12 protein-coding genes are annotated in these 14,434 nt (G+C 52.3%); 1 reads left to right on the top strand and 11 read right to left on the bottom strand.

Going from position 1 to position 14,434, the window contains the following annotated elements:
* Window positions 1-588: IS91 family transposase (locus G364_RS0114980; RefSeq protein ID WP_019935955.1), on the top strand; the 588-nt coding region annotated here is incomplete at its 5' end.
* A 260-nt stretch (window positions 589-848) separates the two neighbouring features.
* Here G364_RS0114980 and G364_RS0114975 read toward each other — a convergent pair.
* The 11 genes from G364_RS0114975 to G364_RS0114920 all read right to left on the bottom strand — a co-directional run bounded on the left by G364_RS0114975 (window position 849) and on the right by G364_RS0114920 (window position 14,300).
* Window positions 849-1,358, bottom strand: coding sequence for a hypothetical protein (locus tag G364_RS0114975; RefSeq protein ID WP_019935954.1), 510 nt, complete (start codon window positions 1,356-1,358; stop codon window positions 849-851).
* 80 nt (window positions 1,359-1,438) lie between these two features.
* The gene (locus G364_RS0114970) at window positions 1,439-2,404 is read right to left on the bottom strand and encodes a hypothetical protein (protein WP_019935953.1); all 966 of its coding nucleotides are present in this window, start codon (window positions 2,402-2,404) and stop codon (window positions 1,439-1,441) included.
* Window positions 2,405-3,376, bottom strand: coding sequence for a DGQHR domain-containing protein (locus G364_RS0114965; protein ID WP_019935952.1), 972 nt, complete (start codon window positions 3,374-3,376; stop codon window positions 2,405-2,407).
* Window positions 3,377-3,543: 167 nt separating this feature from the next.
* Window positions 3,544-3,912 carry a hypothetical protein gene (locus G364_RS0114960; protein ID WP_019935951.1) on the bottom strand — a complete coding sequence of 123 codons (369 nt, stop codon included), beginning with the start codon at window positions 3,910-3,912 and terminating at the stop codon, window positions 3,544-3,546.
* 613 nt (window positions 3,913-4,525) lie between these two features.
* Entirely contained in the window at window positions 4,526-6,619 is a 2,094-nt protein-coding gene (gene fusA, locus G364_RS0114955) for an elongation factor G (RefSeq protein ID WP_019935950.1), read from the bottom strand.
* Window positions 6,620-6,969: 350 nt separating this feature from the next.
* Window positions 6,970-8,310 (bottom strand): hypothetical protein, encoded by a 1,341-nt coding sequence (locus tag G364_RS0114945; protein ID WP_019935948.1) that lies wholly within the window; start codon window positions 8,308-8,310, stop codon window positions 6,970-6,972.
* Window positions 8,311-8,382: 72 nt separating this feature from the next.
* Complete coding sequence (locus tag G364_RS0114940; RefSeq protein WP_019935947.1) at window positions 8,383-8,835, bottom strand: phosphate-starvation-inducible PsiE family protein; 453 nt, start codon at window positions 8,833-8,835, stop codon at window positions 8,383-8,385.
* 149 nt (window positions 8,836-8,984) lie between these two features.
* Window positions 8,985-9,920: an ABC transporter permease gene (locus G364_RS0114935; protein WP_019935946.1), complete on the bottom strand. Its 936-nt coding sequence runs from the start codon at window positions 9,918-9,920 to the stop codon at window positions 8,985-8,987.
* A 3-nt stretch (window positions 9,921-9,923) separates the two neighbouring features.
* Complete coding sequence (locus G364_RS0114930; protein WP_019935945.1) at window positions 9,924-10,898, bottom strand: ABC transporter permease; 975 nt, start codon at window positions 10,896-10,898, stop codon at window positions 9,924-9,926.
* A gap of 87 nt (window positions 10,899-10,985) precedes the next feature.
* Window positions 10,986-12,539: an ABC transporter substrate-binding protein gene (locus tag G364_RS0114925; RefSeq protein ID WP_019935944.1), complete on the bottom strand. Its 1,554-nt coding sequence runs from the start codon at window positions 12,537-12,539 to the stop codon at window positions 10,986-10,988.
* A gap of 33 nt (window positions 12,540-12,572) precedes the next feature.
* Window positions 12,573-14,300 carry a dipeptide ABC transporter ATP-binding protein gene (locus tag G364_RS0114920; protein ID WP_019935943.1) on the bottom strand — a complete coding sequence of 576 codons (1,728 nt, stop codon included), beginning with the start codon at window positions 14,298-14,300 and terminating at the stop codon, window positions 12,573-12,575.
* Window positions 14,301-14,434: the final 134 nt, after the last annotated feature.

Raw genomic sequence — 14,434 nt, 5'->3', positions numbered from 1 at the left:
CTGCATGTCATGGTCCCGGCAGGCTACTACAATCCCGCACGGCGCCAGTGGCACAAGGGCCCCAAGCGTTACCTCTACCCTGCTGTCGCACTGGCCAAAGTATGGCGGGGCCGGCTACTGGCCGCCATTCACCAGCACCCCCAGCTCTACCTGCCAGCCAGACTACCGGCGCAATGGGTGGTGGACTGCCGCCCTGTGGGCCGGGGCCTACCCGCCCTGAAATACCTGTCCCGCTATTTATACCGCGGGGTACTGCCCGACCGAGATATTATCGGTATAGACGGTGACCGGGTGACCTTCCGCTACCGCGAGGGGAAAACCAATCACTGGCAACACCGCACCTTACCCATCGTCAGGTTCCTGGGGCTGATACTGCAACACGCCTTGCCCAAGGGGCTACAACGAGTACGGGACTACGGGCTGCTGCACGGTAGCGCCAGGGCGGTGCGCTTGATTATCCAGTTGTTGTTGGTGCGACTGGGATGGCGAGGGCTGCCAGGGAAGCCGGCCACGATGACCAAAGCCAGCCGCAGTTGCCCGTACTGCGCACAGAGCATGGTGTGCACCGGCATCATCCGAACGGGATAGCCGAAAGGCGTGCACAATAAGGATAATGACCTCAACAACAGCAGGAGAAGCACGACCGTCACTCACCGAACACGGTAACTAGCTGAAGTTATTAGTCTTCTAATCGCTTAGCGGCTAGCTATGCCTGCAGAAAATAGTAGCCTCACCGTCCACCTCATGCTCAACCGAGCAATTTACTTAATAAGGCAGCTTCGGGCTTGTTCAACACCCGGATGAAGTGTCGGCTGCGCGACACTTATCCTTATTTGTTAAGCGTCAACTCAAAGCATGCTTATCAATGCTGAAGCTCCTGCTCCAATAACGCTCCCAACAGTGCTATTTTCTAACAGTTGTTTAAGTAAACTCTTTGCTTCAGGATCATTACTTTTTGCGACTTCTTCGACCAACTTTTGGACATTGATAGTAACTGACTGAGAGTTGTTGTTACCGACTTGAAGCTGCTCGCCTGAGATACTACCAATATTAAAAGTTGTATTGCTAGATGAACTTGTTTTGTGTGGTTGAGAAGTCGAGTTTTCCACATGTAAGGTCAACATATGAGGATGATTAGTACCAACGTTTAACGAGCCACCCTCTAAAAATTGAACGTCTAGGACTTTCAAATGGATTTCACGTTTACCGGACTTTTGCGTAATTACATCGCCTATCCCTACATCAGGAGCTTCAGTATAAGGCACCAAAACCTGCCCTTTAGACATATTACGTTGAGCTTTATATTCTTGCCCTTCAATGAAAACAACCTCTGGATATGCCAGTGCATCAAAATCCATAAATACTCCTAGTTTAAAATTGCCACATTGGCGCTTAACGCCGCAATCACGCGCTTGTCGCGTGCATTGCTTTGTTAGCATCATGCTGCTCGGATTTGATTTATAAGTCGAAATGTTCCATTCGCCAATGGCAGCGAAATTTTACCTGCACGGTCATAGCCGTACTTCATTAGCTGGTACATCAGCGATAGTATCGAATTACTAATGTTGAATAGTGATTGAATTTCGCCGGTATTTGGATTTAGATCAAAGGTCTGTGGCTGTTTTAACCATTCTGAGTTTCTTAGTATAGCCTCGTGATCATGCAATGCATTTTTGTAAGGATACCAAACACCATGACTGTGTTGATAGTTAACCCTATTCCTTACTTGCGAAGGCCAATTCCCTTTAGCTGCTCCGGACTGTGACATCGCCTGTTTGAGGTTTGAAACAAGGTCGATAGCATCGGACTTGTGTTTTCCTAAGCCTGTAGTGCTCTCAATGTTATTAATTATCCAAGTCAATAAATTCGAGAATGACAGCCAAGTATCTGCATGAGAATCTTTTAATTTTTTGTATTCAATACCGTTATTCTTGATCACTGAGATGTAAAACCCATTTTCAATGCAGGATGTACCGCTATCCATATTGGTGGCGCTTGCCACTTGATATACTGCCTCAACATGGCTGCTATCCAATTGCGTGCAAGCTCTGCCAAAAATTCTCAATAACGCATGCACGGCGAAAAATGCAGAATAATACATTTGAACAGTAGCCCAGGCAGTGCTTTTTGGTAATTTTTCCACCTTTCCAATACACCACATAGACTCAATCGCGGCCTGTGAAAAACGGTTGCAATCATTCGCTAAGGCAATATTTATTTTGTCAGCGTCTTGAAATCGGAGCTTGAATTCGCTAGCTCTTCCTTGCGCATTTGGCACTAACGCCTGATCCATCAGATACTGACCATTCGCAACCCAAGCTTTTAGGTCAGTCTCAGCTTTCGAAGATACTTCGAATATTGCGTTATGTGATAACTGGTGAATAAGCTTAATCTCAGGCGTCATTTAAAGAGTAAACTCCTGCTTTAACGACTCTTCAAGATGATCAACAATAGGCTTATATGCATTAGTCGGATTTTCTAGCTTTATAGGCTTGATTCTCTGACCAATAATCTCCGTGAATTCATGGTAGTTATCAACTGTATAAATGGCACCAAACCGATCTTTAACTCTTGCTGTTATAATAGGGAAGAACCCCGCAATGGCCTTGAATACAGTCGTATTGAAAGCCTGCTCTTGAATGCCATGGGGGACCAATATCCCTTCATTGAAAGCAATTAGGTATGCGTTGTATATCTCATATATTTCCGTTGGCGTCTTGTTTCCAAAAACTTTAACCAAAGGCTTCATCGCCGTATTGAAAACAGATCTAGTGATTTTTCCCTTGTCTCGTTTCGAAGCTGAAAGCCTATTGTAGAGAGCGCTGTCATTCTCTTTTGAGAATGTATCGAATATCTCTCTTAGGTATTGCTCAGTGTCATTCTCATACTCAGCCATCTTCTTGATGTCTAGAAGAAGTTCTGTTGGCACCCCCTTTTGCTTAGAATTTATATCAATAAACAGCCTTGTTTCATCTCTTTTTGACAAGTTCTCGTATACTACAACAGGGATTCTTAGTGCCGTGTTCGCGAGCTTGAATCCATACACTCGATGCTGTCCATCAATAATAAGAAATGCCTTATTTATGTTTTTAAAGCTCACTGATTTTATTTTTGAATCATATGTGAAATCGCAATCTTCCTGTGCTGACAAAACTATTGAGCTAGGAATGGTTCCAAGTCCTGAATCAATATAATTTGCAATTTCCATCGCTCTTTTTTTATCCAGCTCTCGCTGAAATCCTTCTATGGGATCTTCATCGCGGTTGATCACGTAACACGTTTCTGCAAGGATATCACTGGGCATAGTGAATGAGTAAAACCTATGCTCTCCCTGACGAACTAGGCTCACACTTCCAAAACTTTCTTTATTGCTCATATGTTTACCTTTAAGATTATCCATAGGCTTAAGTCTAAAAATGCTAACGCCGCCAACAACGGCAGACTTGTGATTGTGGGTTTTGTGCAACAATGGCGAAGCCATGCACAAAAGGCGCAAGCGCAAGGCTGTCCAGAGAGCGCAGCGAACGATGTTGCTTGGCCTTGTTATGTGTATTCATCTGCTTCTTCATTTATATAAGCTTGCAGGCTTTTGACAGTATCGAAAATAATGCTTGATGGAAATTTATCTGGATACTGGTCAATTTTTCCATGCCAAACTAAATGTACACAAGCAAACCTGCCATCATTAAGCTGAACTATGACATCATCATTTGCGTCAGTTTTAGCAATTGCGAGAGGCTTTAATTGCCATAGAGGATGTTTAGGCCCAATTTCGGATTCCAGTTCTTTTTGTATGCCTGCTTTAACCTTTTCATTTTCATTTAAATGCCACCAAGGTTCTATCCAATTAATTTCTTTATTCATAGCTAGACTCTGACTGACACATAACATTATAATAGTAAGCGCGCTCATATTTCTTCCTGCACACCAGAGCAGCTTACACGCCTAAATCATTGATAATAAATAAAATATCTCTCAACTGCCGTATGCAGCAATGAGCAAAAATGAGCACGCTCACTATCAAGGGCCGCTTGCTCGTTATCAATATTCGCCTGCCGTAACCTTTTCAAAATACAGCGTTTTTTGAGCCGGTTTTGTTGTACACGAGCATGGTCTGGAGATATAGTGCGCAGCCAACCTGAAAATCAGCCAATTCACTGTATAAAACATCAGCATCAGGCACGCTACCGCCCAAGCGTTACGGGCCGCCGTGCCCTGCTGGCTCTCAATTTGATGCAGCTATTCTGGCCCAGTCATGGCTGGGTTTCAATTGTGACTGTGATGTTTTTATCAGATAGAAATAAGTATTGAGTGCCCAACCGGAAACATGTTGATCAGCCACATGTAGCGATTGCTGCGCATAACGGACTATTTTGTGGATTTTTCACAGGGTTGAGACCAGGCCCCACGAAGCAGCTTCGGCAATCCCCACTGCTGCTGTGCATTGCGTTCGCTAATATTCCAGGCATAAAAAAACCGCTGCCGGAGCAGCGGTTTTTATCAAAGTAACCGGAATTAACCGAACTTACTTCTTGGCTTCAGCGGCGTTGCGCTCTTTCACCTGGGCTACCACTTTCTCGGCAACGTTGGCCGGGCAGGGAGCGTAGTGAGAGAATTCCATGGAGAACTGGCCACGGCCAGAAGTCATGGTGCGCAGATGACCGATGTAACCGAACATTTCGGACAGGGGTACATCAGCCTTAACGCGTACGCCGGTCATGCCAGCTACCTGATCTTTGATCATGCCACGACGACGGTTCAGGTCACCAATTACATCACCTACGTGATCTTCAGGAGTGAACACGTCAACTTTCATGATCGGCTCAAGCAGCTGCGGGTTGGCTTTCGGCAGAGACTGACGGAAAGCGCCCTTGGCGGCAATTTCAAACGCGATGGCAGAGGAGTCAACGGCGTGGTAGGCACCATCAACCAGCTCAAACTCAATGTCCAGTACCGGGAAGCCGGCAACAGGACCAGTACCCATCATGCTGGCAACACCCTTTTCAATGGCAGGCCAGAATTCTTTCGGTACGTTACCACCCACTACGGAAGACTTGAACACCAGACCGGTGTTGGCTTCGCCCGGGCGGATGATGTAGTCAATTTTACCGTACTGACCGGAACCACCAGACTGCTTCTTGTGGGTGTAGCTGTCTTCAACCTGAGAAGTGATGGTTTCGCGGTAGGCTACCTGCGGCTCACCTACAATCAGCTCAACGCCGTAGGTACGCTTCAGAATGTCTACCTTGATGTCCAGGTGCAGTTCGCCCATGCCTTTCAGGATGGTTTCACCGGAATCTTCGTCGGTTTCAACGCGGAAAGACGGATCTTCAGCAACCATTTTACCAATGGCCACGCCCATCTTCTCGGAGCCGTTCTTGTCTTTCGGCGCAACAGCGATGGAGATTACCGGCTCGGGGAACACCATGGCTTCCAGGGTGCAGGGGTGCTTGACGTCACACAGGGTGTGACCGGTCTGCACGTTCTTCATACCGATGATGGCGATGATGTCACCAGCCTGGGCAGAGTCCAGCTCGGTACGCTCGTCGGCCTGCATTTCTACCATGCGGCCTACGCGCTCGGTTTTGCCGGTGGCGCTGTTGAGGATGGTGTCACCCTTCTTCAGGCGGCCGGAGTAGATACGTACGAAGGTCAGGGCGCCAAAACGGTCGTCCATGATCTTGAACGCCAGTGCTTTCAGCGGCGCATCCGGATCAACAATGGCGTATTCGCCGGTTTCGTTACCTTCTTCGTCGGTCAGCGGCTGCGGATCAACTTCGGTCGGGCTCGGCAGGTAGTCGTTCACGGCGTCCAGCACCAGCTGCATGCCTTTGTTCTTGAACGCGGAACCACAGTAGGCCGGGAAGATATCCATGGTGCGGGTACCCTTACGGATACAACGCTTGATGTCTTCGATAGAAGGCTCTTCACCTTCCATGTAGGCTTCCATCAGGTCGTCGTCTTGCTCAACGGCGCTTTCAATCAGCTTTTCACGGTACTCTTCAACCAGCTCAACCATGTCGGCCGGTACGTCTTCGATGGTGTAGTTGTCGGCATCACCGGAGTCATCCCAGATCCAGGCTTTACGGGTCAGCAGGTCAACAACACCCTTGAACTCGTCTTCACGGCCGATGGGCAGAGTCATAACAACCGGGTTGGCAGCCAGCACGTCACGGGTCTGCTGAACCACGTTCAGGAAGTCGGCACCCAGGCGATCCAGCTTGTTTACGAAGATCAGACGGGCAACACCGGATTCGTTAGCATAGCGCCAGTTGGTTTCAGACTGAGGCTCAACACCGCTGGAACCACAGAACACACCAATGCCGCCGTCCAGTACTTTCAGTGAACGGTATACTTCAACGGTGAAGTCAACGTGTCCGGGAGTGTCGATAACGTTAAAACGGTGACCTTTCCAGAAGCAGCTTACGGCTGCAGACTGAATGGTAATACCGCGCTCGGCTTCCTGCTCCATGAAGTCGGTGGTGGACTCACCATCGTGGGTCTCGCCCGCTTTGTGGATTTTACCGGTCAGCTTGAGGATACGTTCGGTAGTGGTGGTCTTGCCCGCGTCAACGTGAGCAAAAATACCGATGTTTCTGTAATGTGATAAATCAGACATGATGCAACTTTATATGGTTGATTGAAGAAGTAGACGGAGCATGCGAAGAGTACCAGCACACCGCACCTCAGAATTCGAGGCGCACATTATGCAGCAGAACCCGCCCCTGCGCAAATGGCCAAAGCGGGTTTACGTGTACTTTTTGTGCAGATTTGTCTTCGCGCTCCGGCCCGTTTTTTTATGCCAGTGCACTCATATACCGCCGTTGGCTACTTTGTAGTAGACCCAACCAAACAGGCCGGCAAAGATAATCACGGTCAGTAACACCTTGAGCCAGATAAATTTCACGCTTATCTCCCGTGGGCTTCATTACTGCCCTGTTCAGCAGGATTGTGACACCCTCTTTCAGCTTATGCCAGCCCCGGCACACTCGTCAGGATAAAAATAGCTGCCACCACCAATACCGACATGATGGCCGCATAGCTCAGGTTCCAGCGCATAATGCGAAATGAATCGAGCCCGTAGCGCCCCTGAAAGGCCAGATTAATGCCGGAAAGCGGCCCGGTAGAGGTGCCCACCGCCCAGGACGACAAAAACACCAGTGCCAGCAGGGTATGATCAGGCTCCAGCGGCATCAGCACAGCACCTGCCAGCGCAATACAGATGATGGGATGAATGCCCAGTAACGACAACCCGACCGTAGCCAGATAAGTGACGCTGGCCTCCACAGCACCAAACCGGGTTAACGGCAGGCTGCCACCCAGGGTGGAAAACAGACTTTCCAGACCATAACCCAGCACACCGGCAGCCAGAAACAGCGCCAGCTCATTGCCCATTTGCGGCAGCCGGCCCTGGGTCAGCCCGTTTACCGCCGCCAGCGGTGGCTGGCGTTTCACTGCCAGCATGATCAGGGTGAGTGCCGGTGCCATTAGCGTGATGACTGCCAGAATGGATAACTGCGGCTGCCACTGATGCATGGCCAGCACCGCCATCGCCAGCAAACCGGGCAACAACAGGCCGCCGGCATGCAGCGGATAGCCGGTAAAGTGCTGCACCGGGGCGTTTTCCGTATGAGCCGGCCGGCGACTTAGCTGCCAGCCGGTCAGCAGCAAACTGCACAGCGCCAGCGGCATGCTCACCAGCCACAGGCGGACCAGGCTGGCATTGGGTGCCACACTTAACGACACCGCCATGGCGGCAAAAAAAGGAGACCAGAAGGCCGCTGCGGTAAAACCACGAATAAGCACCAGCGCCTGCTCCCGGGTTACGCTGCCTTGCTTTGCAAGCCGGTCGCCGATAATAAAGACAGAAGACAGGTTAATGACAGAGCCAAAAAGATGCACCGCCGCCAGGGTAGACGCCAGCGCCTTTTTGCCTTTGGGAGTACGTTCGTCATCGTCGGTTTGTGGCCGGCTCACCAGGCTTAAAAAACTAACCGCCACCAGCATGGACAGCAGCCCGCTGTTGCCTGCCACCAGCCGCTGCGGATCTATGTCTGCCCCCTGCCCTGCACTCCAGGCCAGACAAGCGCCGCCCACCAGCAGCAGCACCAGCGCCTGGGTGCGGTTACGCCGGGCCAGCCCTTGCCACAACAGCGCCGCCGCTCCCCAATAAGCCAGTCCCGCCCAGTGTGGAGCCAGGGGCAGCCCCAGCAGGCCAGCGGCTATCATGAGCATGGCAGCGAGAATAAGCATGCCGGCCAGTTGCCGGCGCAATGGCAGAGGAAACAGCGAATAAAGCGTAGCGAGCAAAATAAGCTCCGGTGGTGGAGTTAAACAGAGGAAAGATCATAACCATAAACACCGTGAGCTGACAGCTGCCGCTCACGGCCTGGTGTCTTCTCCTTTGGTTTTTACCAGCCAGTAAGACACGCCAAGGGCAATGGTCACCAGTGCCAGACCGATGATCTGCTCTGCAGTGACCAGTTTAAGATCCAGTACTATCACCTTTCGGGCCACCGCCATCAGCGCCGTGGCCAGCACCAGCTGCACCGGAATCACGCTGGTGCCCAGATAGAGCCGAATATTAATAAATATCTCCACCGCAATCAGCACCGCCATAAAGGCACCAAAGGTCTGCAATATGTCTTCCAGGTTCAGCAGCAGAAAAGGCGGTGTCTGTAGCTTTTCATAAAGCACATAAACAACATCCAGAATACTCCAGAAGATCACCAGCACCATCAGCACGGCCAGAAACTTGATGGCCACCCGAATGGCTCTATGCAGAAAACTGAGCAGAGGATCAGAATGATCGGCGGGAATTTCGTCGTGTTTCATGCGCGGCTCCGGCAGCAAACAATTAGCAAAAGTGTAGTTCAGGACCAAGCCGTTATGAGGCCGCTTTCAGCGACAAAAACAAAAAAGCCTGCAGACACAACACTGTGTCTGCAGGCCAATAGTGAAAGCTGACGGCCTAAAGCTATGTGTTACCCCTTGTAGATCTTGGGGTTGAACACATCCCGCAGCCAGTCACCAAGCAGGTTGATCACCAACACCAGCACCACCAGATAGATGCCGGGAAAGGCAGTGATCCACCAGGAGCCGGAGAAAATGTAGTTAAAGCCCATGCTGATCAGCGCTCCCAGCGAGGGTTTGTCTACCGGCATGCCCAGGCCCAGAAACGACAGCGCCGCTTCACTCATAATGGCGTTGGCCACCTGCACGGTGGAGATCACCAGAATGGGCGACAGGCAGTTGGGCAGAATATGCCGGAACATAATGCGCACCGACTTGAAGCCCATCACCTTGGCGGCTTCCACATATTCCTTTTTCTTCTCGGCCAGCACGGTAGCGCGAATGGTGCGGGCATATTGTGGCCACTCTGCCAGCCCGATAATCACCACCAGCATCAGCACCGCATACCGGGCATAAAAGTCACTGCCCAGAGTGGCCTGAAACACCGCCGACACAATAATCGCCACCATCATGGTGGAGAACGACAGCTGCACATCGGCAATGCGCATTAAAAAGTTATCAATGCGGCCGCCAAAGTAGCCGGCACTCAGGCCCACTACTATGCCAATGGCCAGCTGCAGCGCCACCGCCCCCAGACCGATGATCAGTGATACACGCGAGCCATAAAGAATGGTGCTGAGAATGTCCCGGCCCTGCACATCCGTGCCCAGCAAAAAACGTTCGTCGCCCATGTCCTGCCAACTGGGCGGCAGCTCGGAGTCAAGAATGTCGATGGTGGCCAGATCATAGGGGTTGTGGGGGGCAATCAGCGGTGACAGAAACGCCGCCGCCACCAGCGCCACAAACACCGCAAAGCTGAACATGGCGACCTTGTCGCGCAGAAAATAATAAAGAAAGTCCGACTGGCGAAAACGGGCCCAGCGGCTTTGAGAAAGTTCGGTGCTCATTGCTTATCCCTTTGCTGCCAGGTTAACGGTGGGGTTCACCAGGCCGTAGATCAAATCCACTATGGTGTTGGTCACCACAAAGATAAAGCCCACAAAAATCACATACGTGGTGATCAGCGGCGTATCCACCCGGGTAATGGCTTCCAGGAACAAAAAGCCGATGCCGGGCCACTGAAACACTTTTTCGGTAAGAATGGTGTAGGCCACCATGGTGCCAATTTGCACTCCGCCTACGGTGATCAGCGGCAACAGCGTGTTTTTCAGCGCATGCACAAACCAGATGCGGTATTTGCCCAGGCCCTTGGCCCAGCCAAACTTCACATATTCGGAGCTGAGCTGCTCCAGCATTTCCGAGCGCACCAGACGAATAAACAGCGGCAGCATAATGGAAGACAGCGCTATGCTCGGCAAAATCAGGTTACGGAACCCCTGCCAGTTAAACAGCCCCGACTCCCAGCCCAGCGGGCTGGTAAGCTCACCCCGGCCATAGGCGGGCAGCCAGCCCAGCTCAATGGAGAACACATACATCAGCAAAATGGCGGTAAGGAACACCGGCACCGAAATGCCCACAATACTGATGCCCATAATCACCTTGGACAGTACGGCCCTGGGCTTGATGGCCGAATACACCCCCAGCGGTATGCTGAGCGCAATAATCAGAACGCTGGCACAGAACACCAGTTCAAGGGTGGCCGGCAGCTTGTCGAAAATCACTTCCAGTGTGGGTTGTTTGAAGAAATAGGAAGTACCAAAGTCGCCCTGCAGCGCATTGCCCACAAAGCGGCTGTATTTCACCAGAAAAGGATCGTTCAGGCCCAGCTCGTCGCGCATCTGCTGACGCACTTCTTCCGACACCGACTGCCCCACCAGCTCACGCAGGGGGTCACCCAGATTGTCCTGAATCGAAAAGGCCACCAGGCTGATAACAAACATCACCACCAGCGCCTGGAACACCCGTTTAAGTAAAAAAGTAAACATGTTGCTATATCCATTAGCGGGATCAGGGAATGGGGAATAGGGAATCGACCACCCTAATCCCTAATCCCCAGTCCCTACTCCCCAGTTTTATTCGACGACCAGGTCACCCAGGTAGGGGAAATCCATGGCGTTTACCACGGCTTCGGCCTGCACATTGTTGCGGGCACCCCAGGCCAGATCCTGCCAGTGCAGTGGCACAAAGGCGGCGTCGTCATAAAGAATGCGCTCGGCTTTTTGCAGCATGGCCTCGCGCTTGTCGCCATCGGTTTCGATGTTGGCTTCTTCAATCAGCTTGTCCAGCTCGGGGTTGGAGTAATGACCGCAGTTATACTGGCCCCGGCCGGTTTCCTCGTTGCGGGTCATGGTGAGGAATTCCGAGAAGTTGGCGGTATCTTCGGTGTCGGAGTGCCAGCCAATCATCAGCATGTCGGCGGCGCATTTGTCGAACTCGGGCCAGTATTGCGCCACCGGCATAGTTTTCAGCTCCACATCTATATTAATGCGCGCCAGCATGGCCTTGACAGCTTCGGCAATACGATAGTCGTTCACATAGCGGTTGTTGGGGGCGATCATGCTGATCTTGAAGCCATCGCCATAACCGGCTTCCGCCATCAGCGCCTTGGCCTTGTCCAGATCATACAGGGGCACCAGCTCAGGGTTATGACCCACATAACCGGCGGGGGCCTGCTGGCCGGCGGTGGTGCCAAAGCCACGCATAATGCGCTGGACTATGCCTTCCTGGTTAATGGCGTAGTTCACCGCCTGACGCACGCGCACATCCTTGAAGGGCTCAAACCTGTCCTGATTCATCTGGAAGGTGATAATGCGGGTGCCCGACTCGGTCACCAGCTTAACATCGCCTGCCGACTGCACCCGTTTATGATCGTTGGGAGACACAGGCTTGATAAAGTCCACGTCACCGGCCAGCAGGGCGGCCACTCGGGTGGCATCTTCCTTGATGGGCACCAGTGTCATGTTATCCACGTTGCCGGGAGAGTTCTTGTCCCAGTAATCGGCGTTACGCTCATACTCCACCTTGACGCCCTGCTGGCGGAATTTCAGCTTGAACGGGCCGGTCCCGGACGGATTGGTAGAGGCAAAAGTGCTGCCGTGCTTGGCCAGTTCACCCTTGTCTTTGCCGTCTTCCGTGGTGCCGGTATAAAACTGGCTGTCCATCGGGAACAGGTAGGTCACGGTATTCAGCACCAGCGGGAACGGGCCTTTGGTCACCAGATCTACTGTGTACTCATCCACTTTTTTGGCTTCGGCAAAGGGCTCAAAAATGGCCTTGAAGTCAGCAGAGGACTTCAGACGGTTAAGGGTCCAGACCACGTCGTCGGCGGTAAAGTCGTTACCGCTGTGAAACTTCACGCCCTGGCGCAAATAAAAGCGCATGGTATTTTCGTCTACCCGCTCCCACTTTTCTGCCAGCCGGGGCTCAAATTTAAAGTCTTTGGTCCAGCGCACCAGCGGATCAAAGACCAGATGCGACATTTCCAGGGTGGCACCCGAGATCTGCTCATGGGGATCCATTGAGACCGGATCGGCATCATAAGCAATGGTGATGTCGGCCGCCTGCACACTAAAGGCGAAACCGGCAGCCACCATGGCGGCTGCAATCCTGTTGAGTCCTTTTTTCATGTCACACTCCATTTACGTGAGTTAATGATGGCACTAAGCCTGTTCCGAAATATCCAGCCCTTCCCGGGACATGCCCTTAAACTCGGGCATCAGGGAAATCAGCGAGCGGCTGTAGGGGTCTGTCGCATTGGTAAAGAGTTGCTCGGTGGGAGCTACCTCCACCAGGGTGCCTTTTTTCATCACCCCGATGCGGTCGCACATTTGCCGGATCACCGGCAGATCGTGGCTGATAAACAGCATGGTAAGCTTGAGCTCGTCCTGCAGATCTTTCAGCAGGTTAAGGATCTGCGCCTGCACCGACACATCCAGTGCCGAGGTGGGCTCGTCGCAGATCAGCAGCCGCGGCCGGGTAGCCAGGGCCCGGGCAATGGAAATGCGCTGGCGCTGACCGCCAGAAAACTCATGAGGAAATTTCACCCCGGCGGCCCGGCCCAGGCCAACATAGTCGAGCAGGTCGGCCACAATGCCGCGCACCTGAGCGTCGTTCTTCGCCAGCTGATGAAAGCGAATGGGCTCGGCAATAATATCGTCCACCCGCATGCGCGGGTTAAGGGACGAATAGGGGTTCTGAAACACCATCTGCATTTGCCGGCGCAGCGGGCGGCGCTCCTGCTCGGTTTTAATGGCGGTGAGCTCTATGCCTTCAAACCAGATTTTACCGCTGTCGGGCGGATACAGGCCGGTAATGGAGCGGGCAATGGTCGACTTGCCCGAGCCCGACTCCCCCACCAGACCAAAGGTTTCACCTTCAAAAATCTCAAAGCTCACATCATTGGTGGCCTGCAGATATTCCCGCTTGGCGGCAAAAATGGAGTCTTTGGTCACAAAGCGCAGGTTACAGTGCTCTACTCTGAGCAAAGCACCCTCGTAGTCGCGCTGATCCTGACTCTGGCCCAGCCAGTGGGTTTTCAGATCCAGGCTGGCTTTTTCCTTGGCATCTTCAATGTAAGACACCAGCGGAAACCGGTGCAGTTTAATGTCGGAGCGGGGTACGGCGGAGATCAGGCTGCGGGTATAGGCATGAGACGGATTGCCCAGCACTTGCTCGGTGGGGCCTATTTCCATCAGCTTGCCCCGGTACATGACCGCCACCCGGTCGGTGACGTTCGACACCACGCCCATGTCGTGGGTCACCAGCATGCAGCCCACATTGCGCTCCTTGCACAGGCCGCGAATGAGGTTGAGGATCTGATCCTGAATCGACACATCCAGCGCCGTGGTGGGCTCGTCGGCAATGATCAGCTCAGGATCGCACGACAGCGCAATGGCAATGACCACCCGCTGGCGCATGCCACCGGAAAACTGGTGCGGGTACTGCTTGATGCGCAGCTCGGGCTGGGGAATGCCCACCGCATCAAGCAGCGAAACGGCCTTTTTACGGGCCGCTTCCCGGCTGAGACTGGTGTTGGCCAGCAGGGTCTCCACCATCTGAAACTCCACGGTGAACAGCGGGTTCAGCGAGGTCATGGGATCCTGAAAAATAAAGCCGATGCGTTTGCCCCGCACCGCGCGCATGGCGGTGGGCGACAGTGCGGAAATTTTCTCGCCATCCAGATACACATCACCGCTGGCAATACGGCCGGGCGGGCTGAGCAGATCAATCACGGCATTGCCGATGGTCGACTTGCCGGCACCGGACTCCCCCACCACGCCCAGTATTTCGCCCTTTTCGATGTTAAAGGAAAGATCCTCAACGGCGGCCATAACGCCGTGACGGGACGGATATTCAATCCGCAGATTTTTTACTTCCAGTAACGACATGCTCATCCTTAAACGGAATTATTATTGCAACAAATATATAACATACCGGCGCATTCTAATCTGGTATTAAGCCAAAAACCAAGACTGATTGAATAGACATGGGTCATGTTTTCAGCAGAAATGACTAAATCTTT

The organism is Oceanimonas smirnovii ATCC BAA-899 (genome assembly GCF_000381965.1).
Taxonomy (GTDB): domain Bacteria; phylum Pseudomonadota; class Gammaproteobacteria; order Enterobacterales; family Aeromonadaceae; genus Oceanimonas; species Oceanimonas smirnovii.
This window is presented reverse-complemented; position numbering and strand designations above follow the sequence as displayed.